Source organism: Pseudomonas sp. UME65 (assembly GCF_014170225.1).
GTDB lineage: Bacteria > Pseudomonadota > Gammaproteobacteria > Pseudomonadales > Pseudomonadaceae > Aquipseudomonas > Aquipseudomonas protegens.
Window position 1 is genome coordinate 101076 of the sequence record NZ_LZZQ01000014.1, and the last position, 12501, is coordinate 113576.

Here is a 12501-nt window from a genome sequence, read left to right on the forward strand (position 1 = left end):
TCTGATATGCTTTCCGGCCGCAGGCGGAGATAGCACCATGCAACTCATCGATATCGGCGTCAACCTGACCAATCCCAGTTTTGCCGAAAAACACCAAGCCGTTCTCAATCGTGCTTATGAGGCTGGGGTGTGCCAGTTGGTCCTCACCGGAACCAGCGTCGAAGGCAGTGAACAGGCCCTGGAGTTGTGCCAGAAACTGGACGCCGACGGGCAGAGACTGTTTGCCACCGCCGGGCTGCATCCCCACAGCGCCAGCGACTGGAATGCCGACAGCCCGCGACGCTTGCGCGCTCTACTTGGAGAGCCGCGGGTACGCGCCGTGGGCGAATGCGGCCTGGACTTCAACCGGGACTTCTCTCCCCGCCCGCAACAGGAAAAAGTCCTGGAAGAACACCTGGCCCTGGCTGTCGAGTTGCAGTTGCCAGTGTTTCTCCACGAACGTGACGCCAACCTGCGCTTGCTGGACATCCTGCGGGATTTCCGTGATCGCTTGCCGGCTGCTGTAGTCCACTGCTTTACCGGTGAACAAAAGGCCCTGTTCAGCTACCTCGATTTGGACCTGCACATCGGCATCACAGGCTGGATCTGCGACGAACGCCGCGGCACCCACCTGCACCCGCTGGTACGCGACATCCCCCGCGGGCGCCTGATGCTGGAAAGCGATGCCCCCTACCTGCTACCCCGCAGCTTGCGGCCAAAGCCGAAAAATGGTCGTAACGAACCGGCCTATCTGACCGAGGTTTTACGAGAAGTTGCGTTGCACCGCGGTGAAACCCTGGAAGACCTTGCAAGCCACAGTACCGCCTGCTCTCGGGCGTTTTTTCGCTTGCCAGAGATTGCTTGACCCACATCAAGATTTTTCCGAGATCATGGCGGCACAATAATGGCACCTTGCCAATACTGTTTCGCTCAATCAGAGAAGACCTTCCATGGGTGCCTGGCTTAGCAATATCTCGCTGAAGTACAAATTCTGGGCGGTCAATGCAGTCGCCTTCGTCACGACCTTGTTATTGGTGCTGTACGCCGTGCAACTGGAGCAACAGGCTCGCAGCCAGACAGCCCAGGCTGCCGCCCAGGCCGAGGCGAAGCTGCTCGGCGCCTGGCCCGTCGGACAGGCGCTGCCCAGCGCCGAACACCTGCTGTATTTCTCCCGGGAGCAGACACCCAGCCTCAACGAGCAGACTCTCAGCGAACTCAACGGCGCCAACGGCTGGGTCGAGTTCAACCCTATGCCGCTGTTCGGTGAAAACCCGCTACTGGGCGCTGACGTGATCCAGCGCGCCGACGGCCAGCAGGTCGCCGTACTGGCCTACGCCCCGAGCCTGGCCCAGGTCTTCAGCGATCGTTTCACCAATTACGCCGTCGCAGTGTTCATCCTGATGTTCGCCATGCTCTGCGCCTCGCAGTTGCTGATCCGTTTTCTCCTCAGCCAACTCAACACCCTCAAGGACGTCATGCTGCACGTTGAGAAGACCGGCGACCTGTCTGCTCGCGTGCCGCTGTCCTGCAAGGACGAGGTGGGTCAGATGGCCAGCGCGTTCAATGCCATGCAGGCGGGATACCAGCGGGTAGTCAATACCGTGGCCAATACCGCCCGGCAGCTGGACCAGGGCGCCGCACGCCTGGCCTCGAGCATGAACGATGTACGCCACGGCATGCTCGGCCAGCAGAGCGAAACCGATCAGGCCGCCACGGCCATCAACGAGATGTCCGCCACCGTCTATCACATCGCCCAGCATGCCGGTGCCACCCGGGACCTGTCGCAGACCGCCGACACCCTGGCCGGTACCGGCCATGAAGTGGTGGGCCGGGTGCAGAAATCCATCGCCGGGCTTTCCAATGGCGTGCAGCAGACCGCCGAGATGATTCAGAAGCTCGCCGAGGACAGCCAGAAGATCAATGGCGTGGTCAACGTTATCCACAGCATCGCCGAGCAGACCAACCTGCTGGCACTCAATGCCGCCATCGAAGCCGCTCGAGCAGGGGAAATGGGCCGCGGTTTTGCCGTGGTAGCGGATGAAGTGCGCAACCTGGCCAAGCGTGTGCAGACCTCCACCGACGAGATCACCAGCATGGTCTCGGCCCTGCAGGCCGGCACCCGGGATGCTGTGGATTTCATGCAGGAAAGCTCGTTCAAGGCCGATGACTGCGTGCAACAGGCCCAGGAAGCCGGCGCGGCACTGGCGGAAATCACCGGCGCCGTAGCCCAGATGCGCGAAAGCAACACGCAGATCGCTGTCGCAGCGGAACAGCAGAGCCAGGTAGCGGAAGAAATGAACCGGGCGGTGGTGAGCATTCGCGATGTCACCGAGAACACCGTGCAACAGACCGTTGCCTCGGCCACCACCAGCAGTGAACTGGCGACCCTGGCCGGTGAGTTGAGCAAAGCCATAGGCCAGCTGAAACTCTGATCCGAGTGCCTCTACCCCCCTCCACTGGCTATCGCACCGATAGCCAGCCTTGATTCGCCGCCATCCCAACTGGCCCCTATCCTTGGTTCATGAGTCTTCAAGAACTAAGGATGATCATCATGGGCAAACGTCACCCCAACCTCCCCGCCTGGCAATGGCGCGTCTACCCGCAGAATCACCAGCACCCTGCCAATCTGGTATTGCACCTGATTGCCGTACCGCTATTCATCATCGGCTTTCTGCTGATTGTTTCGGGCGTGTTTTCCTTGAGCTTCCTGAGCCTGGCCATCGGTGTGGTCGGCATCCTCGCAGCCCTGGGCCTGCAGCGCCACGGACACAGCCTGGAGGCCCAGGCCGCCGAGCCCTTCAGTGATCGCAAGGATGCCGTGCAACGGCTGCTGGTGGAACAGTTCGTGACCTTTCCGCGCTTTGTCCTGAGCGGTGCCTGGTGGCGTGCCTGGTTGCAGCGCCACCGGCACTGACGGCTCAGGCGAAGATGGTCACCGTCTGGCGGCTCAGGGCGATCAACTGGCCCTCAGCATTCCACAAGGCCGCTGCCGCATGCCCGTAGCCGTCACGCGCGTGTTCGATTTCCACCCGGTACTTGCACCAGTCCAGAGTGCTCAGTTCCAGCAACGGCTGGACGAACTCGATGGTCCAGGTCAGGGTGCTGCCCGCAGCGGGCTTCGTCAGGTGCGGCAACAGCGCCGGCGGCCAGGCATCCACCAGCGCCAGGATATGCGCCTCGGTGACCGGTTCTTCCTTCACATCCCCACGCAAGCGCACCCAACCGCCCATATCGCGGGAGCGATTGCCAGTGAATGGCAGGCCACCGATGCTCCAGCGCATTGCCAGATGACGCATGAACTCCGGCGTCACGCCCTGGATATAAGGCAGCTCCTGGCAGTCATCCCAGTGTTTCATTTCGGGCGCTGGTTCGGCGGCCACACTGACGGACGATTCACGGGAAGCGCCAAAACTGCCCTGCACCAGAGTCACCACCTGCCCCTCCTGCATGACCCGCCCCAGTACCTGGCTGACGGCCTTGCCTTCGCGCAGCACATCCACCTCGAAACTGACCGGCACATCTGGCGCCACCGGGCCGACAAAGGTGACCGCCAGCGACCGCACGGGGCGGTCCGCCGCAACCTTGGCCCGCATCGCTTCATACTGCAGAGCAACCACCAGGCCACCGAAACTGGCGCGCCCCTGGGCCCATTCCGCCGGAATGGTCAGCGTCTGGGGCTGGCCGCGAACGGCTTCGAGCAAATCGTAGAAACGCATGAAAACCTCGGGGGACAAAAAATAGACTGAGGGATCTTAACCAGCGTCGCAGAGCCACACAGCCATTATTCCGGCCAAAGCAGCGGACAGATAAGCCGCCCTTTGGCCCTCACCGCTTGAAGCAATCGCGATGCAGTTGCTCCAGCACCTGATCGGAGCGGGCCTCGGCCTTGAGCATGGTTCTGCGCCAGACCGCCACACAGGGCAGTAAATCCAGTTGCTGCTCGGCCTGGGCCAGCCATTGCCAGCAATCATGCCAATCGCCCAGGGCGCTCTGAGCCGCCTTGAGGCGCTTCATCGCCTGGGAGGGCAAGCGATCCAACTCGGGATAGGCATCGGCGGCGTAACGCACCCGCTTGATCAGCAGACGCAGGCGATGACGGTCGTGGGCAGGGTCCAGCAGCGCCTGGCCCAAGGCTTTCCACTGCTTGGCCAGGCGTTTTTCGATACTGCCGCGCAGGCCCCGCAGCAAACCTTGGCGCTCAGAGGCCCGGAGGAACCTGGGGAAGGCATCCAGCACCAGAAACAACTGCGCCAATTCCGCCCCCGCGGCCACTGCCGAGTACTCATGCAACAGCTGTGAGGTACGACGGTCGGCAGCAGCATGCTGGCCATGCTGATGCAGATAGGCCGCCAATACTTCACGATCACGAATCGGCGTGGTCACCCGCCCCACTTCGCTGGCCGCGGCTTCCAGTTGCTCCACTCCTGGCAGGCCACGCAACGGGCGCAACAGGCTGCGCAAGCGTCGCACGCTGATGCGCAGATCATGCAAGGCCTCGGCATCCGTGGCAGCCGACAAGCGGGCCTGACAAGCCAGCAAACTCACTTCCAGGCCCAGAACCTGAGCCACCAAACGATCAACCAAGGCAGACATCAAGGCTTCCCCAACACGAGTCAAAAGCCTGACTTCGGCTTATCCAGTTCCAAGAATGGCACCGCGAACCGGCGACAGGCATTGCGCCAGATCATTCAGGTTCGCGGTGATGATTGTCGGACCAGCTTAGCGGTTGTCGCGGCTCAGCGCCCGGCCCGGGATTCACGAATGTAGAAACGCGCCTTCTCGGCCTTGTTGGTGCAGCCTTCGAAGGCTTCGAACTGCTGCTGGGTCTTGGCGCCGGTCAGCAGCGACAACGCCTTGGAGTAGCTCACGGTGCCAGCGAAACCTTCGGCCTTGGCCAGGTCCAGCTCGTGCCAGGCAGCGTCCAGCTGCGTGCCGCAACTGTCACGGTAGGCAGTCTTGCCTGCACAACCGGTCAATACCAACGCAATCAGGGGCAGGCAGATCCAGGCTTTCATCGATGACACCTCAAGATAGGGAAAACAGTCGTACAGGTTAAGACGATGGCCGCAGGAAAAAGTGCCAGTCCCACCCCTTGGAAAATATAGCTGCAGGAGCATAGCCTCGCGGCCCCGGCGGCCCTAGAAAAAAACTCACAGGCCCCGCAGCGCATCAGCAATTGAACCACGAGGCGCTATGGGTGCATTGTTGCAGCCTGTTTGTCGAAGGGACGAATCATGAGCAAACGTGTCGCATTGGTCCTTGGGTCGGGGGGCGCTCGCGGTTACGCCCATATCGGCGTCATCGAGGAAATCGAAAAACGCGGTTATGACATCGCCTGCATTGCCGGCTGCTCGATGGGCGCGGTGGTCGGCGGTATCTACGCCGCAGGTAAGCTCGCCGAGTACCGGGAATGGATCGAAAGCCTGGACTACCTCGACGTGCTGCGCCTGGTGGACGTGAGCTTTCGGCTGGGGGCGATTCGCGGCGAGAAAGTCTTCGGCCAGATCCGCAAGATCGTCGGCGAAGTGAACATCGAAGACCTGCGCATCCCCTATACCGCCGTCGCCACCGACCTGACCAACCAGCAGGAAATCTGGTTCCAGGAAGGCTGCCTGCATCAGGCCATGCGTGCTTCCGCCGCGATCCCCAGCCTGTTCACCCCGGTCATGCAGGGCAACCGCATGCTGGTGGACGGCGGCCTGCTCAACCCGCTACCCATCGTTCCGGTGGTTTCCAGCCACTGCGACCTGATCATTGCGGTGAACCTCAACTCCACCAACCAGCGCCACTACCAGTTACCGGTGATCCAGCGCCCACCCGCGTTCAAGAGCCGCTTTGACAGCCTGATCAACTCCCTGGGCTCACACCTGCCGTTTCGCCGCAAGCAGGCCGAACAACTGCTACTGCTCGAGCAGGAAGCCTTCAAGAGCGAAGCCGCGGAGATCAATCCATGGGTCGAGGGCGCCGAACCGGAAGCCCAGCAACCGGCCGCCGCGCCGCAAACCGACGGCGCGCCGAAATCCGCCAGCGGCTCCTTCATCATCGACAACGTCGGCCCGGCGTCATTGCTGGACCTGGTCAACCAGAGCTTCGAGGTCATGCAGACCTCCCTGGCGCAGTACAAGATCGCCGGTTACCCGCCCGATATCCTCATCAACGTGCCCAAGCGCGTCTGCCGCTTCTTCGAGTTCTACAAGGCGCCGGAGCTGATCGCCCTGGGCCGTGAGATTGCCAGCGATACCCTGGACCGCTACGAGCAGGACCAGTAGCGAAAGGCCGGAAACTCAGGAATCGGCGCCCAGCAGGCGATAGCCGACCCCCGCCTCGGTGACGATGAAGCGTGGCCGGGTCGGATCGTCCGCCAGCTTCTGGCGCAAGTGCCCGACCACGATCCGCAGGTAATGACTGTCCTCGGTGTGGGTCGGGCCCCAGATGTCCTTGAGCAGTTGCTGCTGGGTAATCACCCGCCCCGGGTGCCGCGCCAGCTGGGCCAGCACCGCATACTCCTTGCGGGTCAGGGCCACTTCGACACCGTCCAGCAGCACCCGCCGATAAGCCAGGTCGACCGTCAGCGGCCCCACTTGCAACGCCGCCTCCTGCACTTCCCCGCTCGGCGCCTGGCGCAACAGGGCGCGAATCCGCGCCAGGAACTCCTGGATACCGAAAGGTTTGGTCACATAGTCGTTGGCACCACCATCCAGCGCCTCGACCTTCTGCAACTCGCTGGCACGCACCGAAAGCACCAGCACCGGCACCGCCGACCACTCGCGAAACTCGCGCAGCACCTGCTGCCCATCCATGTCCGGCAGCCCCAAATCAAGTACCAGCAGGTCCGGCTTGTTCAAGGCGGCCTGGGCCAGGCCTTCGGTGCCGGTCCCGGCTTCAATCACTTTGTATCCCTGGGACGCCAGGCTGATGCGCAGGAACTTGCGAATCTGCGGCTCGTCGTCGATGACCAGGATGGTCGCGGTCTGGCTCATGGTTTCAGTTCAAGACAAATTAAGAGGCAAAAGCGTAGCGCAAGGCATGCCGCATCCGTGTGGCGCTGACGCGGCAAGGCCGCAGCGCGTTCTACAGGTATTCACAGGTCGGACTCAAGCTCCGGCTGGGTCTGCAACGGCAGGTGCAAGGTGATGCATGTCCCCTTGCCGCCAATGCCCTCGGCGACACTGATATGCCCGCCATGGGCGCCGACCATGCCCTGGCATATCGCCAGGCCCAGGCCGGTGCCTTGCCCGCCGCGGTCGCCACGGGCAGCGGTGTAGAACATGTCGAAGATCTTTGCCCGCTCATCCTCGGGAATCCCCGGGCCCTCATCACTGACGGCGAAGCTCAATTCCTGCTCGCTGGCACTGACTTTCAACTGCAGATGACCATGGGGTGGCGAGAAGCGGGCAGCATTCTCCAGCACATTGACCAGCGCCTGCTCGATCAGCGCCGCATGAACGTAGAGCAAGGGCAAGTCCGCTGGCAGTTCGGTGGCCACTTGCAACGGCGCCAGCACCGCCCGCAGGCGGTTCAGGGCACTGCCGACGATATCCCCCGGCGCGACCCAGTCCCGGGCCAGCTTCAGGGCCCCATGGCCGAGCCGGGTCATGTCCAGCAGGTTCTGTATATAGCGGTCCAGGCGCTCGGCCTCATCCCGCGTGCCCTCCAGCAGCTCTCGCCGATCTTCCAGGGGGATCGCTTCCCCCAGGGCCAGCAGGCTGTCGATACTGCCGCGCATTGAGGTCAGCGGTGTGCGCAGGTCATGGGATACCGAAGCCAGCAAGGCGCTGCGCAACTGTTCGGTCTCCCCGTGCAGCCTCGCCGCTTCCAGGTCCTCGGCCAGCCGCGCCCGTGCCAGGGCCTGGGCCAGTGGCTGGCTGAGCGCAGTGAGCAGGCGCCGGCGCTGGCCGCTGAACTCCTCGCCCTCACGGGGGCAGACACCGAGCAACCCCAGGGGCCCGTCATCCACCGACAGCGGCCACCACCACCATCGACCAAAGGGCAAGGTCCCGGTGCCCAGCCCCGCCGGCTGGTCATGCTGCCAGGCCCAGTCGGCCGCCGCGCGCTCGGCCTCGGAGAACTGCGGCGAACCACCGGTCTCGACTTTCCATCCACCCTGCCCGTCGCGGTTGATCAGGCAGACACGCAACTCGTCGCGACCATTCAAATGCTGGGCCGCGGCGCTGATCACCGCTTGTCGGTCAGTGGCGGCAGTCAACTTGCGCGACAGGTCCAGGAGCTCGCCGGTTTCCTCCTGGGTATCGCGCAACGCCTGCAACTGCCGGCGCTGGCGGGCCGCCAGATTGCCGGTCAGCGCGGCCATGAGCAGGAAGAACAGCAGGGTCAGTACATCTTCTTCCCGCTGGATGGCCAGGGAGAAGTTCGGCGGAATGAACAGGAAGTCATAACTGAGAAAGGACAGCGCCGCGCAAGCCAGGGCCGGCCCCAGGCTGCTGCGCACCGCCACCAGCAGCACCGCGGCGAGGAACACCAGGGAGATGTTCGGCAACGGCAGGACACTGGCCACCCCCCAGGCCAGGGCGCTGGCCAGGAGGGTGGCCAGGACTGCCAGGGCGTAGTCGAACCAGATCAGCGAATGCTTGACCCGCAGGCCCGGCTGATGTGGCTGGGGCTCGCTGTCCAGGACATTGATCTCCAGGCCATCGGCATTGCGCAGCAAGCGCGCCGCCAAGCCGCCACCGAACCAGCGCCGGCGCCAGCGGCGCCTGGACTGCCCCACCAGCAGCAGGCTGGCGCGACGCTCCGCGGCGTGCTGGATCAAGGTCTTGGCCACCTCGCCGGCGCGCAACAAGACCACTTCCCCGCCCAGGCGCTCGGCCAGTTGTTGAGCAGCCTGCAAGCGCAAGCGTGCCTGCTCGTCGCGCAACCGGCCGTTATCCACATGCACCAGGCTCCAGGGCAGGTGGCGACGCTGAGCCACACGGCTGGCGTGACGTACCAGCCGCTCGGCCTGGGCATCGCCGTCGATACCCACCAGCAACCGCCCGCGCACCGCCGGTGCCGCCTGCCCCAACTGGCGATAGCCCTGGGCCAGGTCGTTGTCCACCTGGGCGGCGGCGGTCTGCATCGCCAGTTCGCGCAGGGCGGTGAGGTTGGTCTGGGTGAAAAATGCATCGATGGCCGCCCGCGCCTGCTCCGGCACGTAGACCTTGCCGTCCCGCAGACGCTCCAGCAGCTCTCGGGGCGGCAAGTCCACCAGCAGCAACTCATAGGCCTCTTGCAGCACCCAGTCAGGCAGGGTTTCGCGCACCTGGACCCCGGTAATGCCGCGCACCTGGTCATTGAGGCTTTCCAGGTGCTGGACATTGACCGTGGTGAAGACGTCGATCCCGGCCGCCAGCAACTCCTGAATGTCCTGCCAGCGCTTGGCGTGCCGGCTGCCCGGGGCATTGCTGTGGGCCAGTTCGTCCACCAGTACCAGCTTGGGCTTGGCCTTGAGCAGGCCGTCGAGGTCCATTTCCTCCAGCAATACGCCACGGTATTCCGAACGCACCAAGGGCTGCTGGGGCAGCCCGCTCAACAAGGCTTCGGTCTCGGCGCGGCCGTGGGTCTCCACCACCCCGGCAAGCACCTTGACCCCTTGGCGCAGTTGGCTATGGGCCGCCTGGAGCATGGCGTAGGTCTTGCCAACCCCGGGGGCGGCGCCCAGGAACACCTTGAGCCGGCCGCGGCCGTCCCGTGGCAGCTCGGCTAGCAGCGCGTCGGCGCGACCGGAATCACTCATGGGTTATCTCTCTGCGACAAGACATTCGGTTCAATCTGCGCTCACTTCAGTTGCGTTTGCCAGCGCTCCCTGGGGCTGGAAGCCCCTGCGGGGCATTTTGCAGCCTCGCAGGTTCGGCACGGCTACAGCTGTTCCAGGGCCAGGTTCAGGGCCAGTACATTCACCACCGGCGGCCCCACCAGCGGCTGCTCTATATGGGCGTCCACCAGGGCCTGCAACTTGGCTGGCGACAGGTTGCGCGCCGCCGCGACCCGCGCCAGTTGATAGTCAATTGCCTGCGGTGGCAAGTGTGGATCGAGGCCGCTGCCCGAAGTGGTCAGCAATGCCAGGGGCACCGGCCCCTGCCCCGGTACCAGGAGCTTGCCGGCATCCTCGATCACCCGCGTGGCCAGGGCCGGGTTGCTCGGCGCCAGGTTGCTGGCAGAGCTGGATACCGTGGCAAAGGCCCCCGCCGAAGGGCGCGGATGGAACCAGGCATCACCGACGAAATCCTGGGCGATCAGGGCCGAACCCCGCACCCTGCCGTCGGCATCGCGCACCAGGCTGCCATTGGCCTGTTCCGGGAAGGCCAACTGGGCCACGCCGGTCACCACCAGGGGATAGGCCACACCGGTGATCAGGGTCATCAACACAATCAGGCTCAAGGCCGGACGCACTACGCTAGTCATTTCTCACTCCTCGATTCGCTCAGATCTGCAGTCCGGTTACACCAGGTGCAACGCAGTCAACAGCATGTCGATCAGCTTGATCCCGACAAAGGGCACGACAATGCCACCCACGCCGTAGATCAACAGGTTGCGCCGCAGCAGGTGCGCGGCACTGGCCGCCTGTACCCGCACCCCACGCAATGCCAGGGGGATCAGCACCACGATGATCAGGGCGTTGAACACAATGGCCGAAAGGATTGCGCTCTGCGGGCTGGCCAGCCCCATGATGTTGAGCACCCCCAGCTGTGGATAAATCGCCGCGAACAGTGCCGGCAGGATGGCGAAGTACTTGGCCACGTCGTTGGCGATGGAGAAGGTGGTCAGGGCACCCCGGGTCACCAGCAGCTCCTTGCCGATCTGCACCACATCCAGCAGCTTGGTCGGGTCGCTGTCCAGGTCGACCATGTTGGCCGCTTCGCGCGCCGCCTGGGTGCCGTCGTTCATGGCCATGCCGACATCGGCCTGGGCCAATGCCGGTGCGTCGTTGGCGCCGTCACCGCACATGGCCACCAGACGCCCGTCGTTTTGCTCGTGGCGAATGCGCGCCAGCTTCTTCTCCGGCGTGGCCTCGGCCAGCACATCGTCGACTCCGGCTTCGGCGGCAATGGCCGCGGCGGTCAGCGGGTTGTCGCCGGTCACCATCACGGTACGGATACCCAGCTTGCGCAACTCGGCGAAACGCTCGCGAATGCCGGGCTTGACCACGTCCTTGAGGTGAATGGCGCCGAGCATCCGGCCCTCGGCACAGACCAGCAGCGGGGTGCCGCCGCTCTGGGCGATCTTGTCGATCTCCCGGGACAGGGCCGGTGCCAGCTCGCTGCGTTTGAGGCCGACGAAACTCAACACCGAATCCACTGCCCCCTTGCGATAGACCCGGCCCTGGTAATCGACCCCGGACAGTCGGGTTTCAGCGCTGAAAGGCACTACCGTCAGCAGATCGCTGCCCGGCTCGGGCTGTGGATAAAGCTCCCGCAGGTACTCGACGATGGACTTGCCTTCGGCGGTGTCGTCCGCCAGGGAGGCCATCAAAGCCGCTTCGGCCAGTACCTGGGCACTGACGCCCGGCGCCGGGTAGATGGCGCTGCAACGGCGGTTACCGAAAGTGATGGTGCCGGTCTTGTCCAGCAGCAACACGTGCACGTCCCCCGCCGCCTCCACCGCACGCCCGGACTTGGCGATCACGTTCAAGCGCACCAGGCGGTCCATCCCGGCAATCCCGATGGCCGAGAGCAGGCCGCCGATGGTGGTGGGGATCAGGGTCACCAGCAGCGCCACCAGGAACACCAGCGGCAGGCTGCCATTGGCAAAGTGGGCGAAGGGCTGCAGGGTCACCACCACCAGCAGGAAGATCAGGGTCAGGCCGATCAGCAGGATATCCAGGGCCACTTCGTTCGGTGTCTTCTGCCGCTTGGCGCCTTCCACCAGAGCGATCATGCGGTCCAGGGTCGACTCGCCAGGGTTGCTGGTAATGCGCACCAGCAGCCAGTCGGAGACCAGCCGGGTATTGCCGGTCACCGCCGAACGATCACCGCCGGATTCCCGGATCACCGGAGCCGATTCACCAGTGATTGCCGCTTCGTTGACCGCGGCGATACCTTCGATCACCTCGCCATCGCCGGGAATCATTTCGCCGGCTTCGACCCGCACCACGTCGCCTTTGCGCAGATTGACCGCCGGCACCAGCTGATAGCTGCCGTCGCTGGCCCGGCGGCGGGCGCTCAAGCCCTCACTGCCGGCCTTGAGGCTGTCGGCGCGAGCCTTGCCGCGGCCTTCCGCCAGGGCCTCGGCGAAGTTGGCAAAGAGCACGGTGAACCATAGCCAGAGAGCAATCTGGGCGGCGACGAAGGTCGGCACTGCGGTGTCCGGAATGAAACACAGCACGGTGGTCAGGATCGCTGTCAGTTCCACCACCAGCATCACTGGCGAGCGCTGCAACTGGCGCGGGTCAAGCTTGACGAAAGCCTGGATCAGCGCCGGGCGCCACAGGGCAGAGATTGCGGTACTCGCCACTTCGGCCTTGGCCGGCTGGCTCTTGGCGAGCGCATCGGCGGCTTTGTTCGAGGCAGGAACATGCATATTCAT

General features: G+C 64.0%; 11 protein-coding genes. 4 read left to right on the plus strand and 7 right to left on the minus strand.

What is annotated here, in order from left to right; genetic code table 11:
- Positions 1 to 37 precede the first annotated feature (37 nt).
- The 3 genes from A9971_RS20525 to A9971_RS20535 all read left to right on the plus strand — a co-directional run bounded on the left by A9971_RS20525 (position 38) and on the right by A9971_RS20535 (position 2893).
- Positions 38 to 844 (plus strand): TatD family hydrolase, encoded by an 807-nt coding sequence (locus A9971_RS20525; RefSeq protein ID WP_011062558.1) that lies wholly within the window; start codon positions 38 to 40, stop codon positions 842 to 844.
- Positions 845 to 929: 85 nt separating this feature from the next.
- The gene (locus A9971_RS20530; RefSeq protein ID WP_182999939.1) at positions 930 to 2411 is read left to right on the plus strand and encodes a methyl-accepting chemotaxis protein; all 1482 of its coding nucleotides are present in this window, start codon (positions 930 to 932) and stop codon (positions 2409 to 2411) included.
- A gap of 119 nt (positions 2412 to 2530) precedes the next feature.
- Entirely contained in the window at positions 2531 to 2893 is a 363-nt protein-coding gene (locus A9971_RS20535) for a terminase (RefSeq protein WP_026019949.1), read from the plus strand.
- A 4-nt stretch (positions 2894 to 2897) separates the two neighbouring features.
- Here the strand turns inward: A9971_RS20535 and A9971_RS20540 are convergent, their stop codons facing one another.
- The 3 genes from A9971_RS20540 to A9971_RS20550 form a co-directional block, all read right to left on the minus strand.
- Positions 2898 to 3695 carry an acyl-CoA thioesterase II gene (locus A9971_RS20540; RefSeq protein ID WP_182999940.1) on the minus strand — a complete coding sequence of 266 codons (798 nt, stop codon included), beginning with the start codon at positions 3693 to 3695 and terminating at the stop codon, positions 2898 to 2900.
- A 109-nt stretch (positions 3696 to 3804) separates the two neighbouring features.
- Entirely contained in the window at positions 3805 to 4572 is a 768-nt protein-coding gene (locus tag A9971_RS20545; RefSeq protein WP_011062562.1) for a CHAD domain-containing protein, read from the minus strand.
- 143 nt (positions 4573 to 4715) lie between these two features.
- Positions 4716 to 4994: a hypothetical protein gene (locus A9971_RS20550; RefSeq protein WP_011062563.1), complete on the minus strand. Its 279-nt coding sequence runs from the start codon at positions 4992 to 4994 to the stop codon at positions 4716 to 4718.
- 219 nt (positions 4995 to 5213) lie between these two features.
- Here A9971_RS20550 and A9971_RS20555 point away from each other — a divergent pair, with 219 nt between their 5' ends.
- A complete protein-coding gene (locus tag A9971_RS20555; RefSeq protein ID WP_011062564.1) occupies positions 5214 to 6248 on the plus strand; it encodes a patatin-like phospholipase family protein in 1035 nt (344 codons plus the stop codon).
- A gap of 15 nt (positions 6249 to 6263) precedes the next feature.
- On the opposite strand, the gene A9971_RS20560 is transcribed toward A9971_RS20555, so the two are convergent.
- The 4 genes from A9971_RS20560 to kdpB form a co-directional block, all read right to left on the minus strand.
- The gene (locus A9971_RS20560; protein ID WP_011062565.1) at positions 6264 to 6959 is read right to left on the minus strand and encodes a response regulator; all 696 of its coding nucleotides are present in this window, start codon (positions 6957 to 6959) and stop codon (positions 6264 to 6266) included.
- 101 nt (positions 6960 to 7060) lie between these two features.
- Positions 7061 to 9712: a sensor histidine kinase KdpD gene (locus tag A9971_RS20565; RefSeq protein WP_182999941.1), complete on the minus strand. Its 2652-nt coding sequence runs from the start codon at positions 9710 to 9712 to the stop codon at positions 7061 to 7063.
- 122 nt (positions 9713 to 9834) lie between these two features.
- Positions 9835 to 10380: a potassium-transporting ATPase subunit KdpC gene (gene kdpC, locus A9971_RS20570; RefSeq protein WP_011062567.1), complete on the minus strand. Its 546-nt coding sequence runs from the start codon at positions 10378 to 10380 to the stop codon at positions 9835 to 9837.
- Between the two features lie 36 nt (positions 10381 to 10416).
- Positions 10417 to 12501 carry a potassium-transporting ATPase subunit KdpB gene (kdpB, locus tag A9971_RS20575; RefSeq protein ID WP_182999942.1) on the minus strand — a complete coding sequence of 695 codons (2085 nt, stop codon included), beginning with the start codon at positions 12499 to 12501 and terminating at the stop codon, positions 10417 to 10419.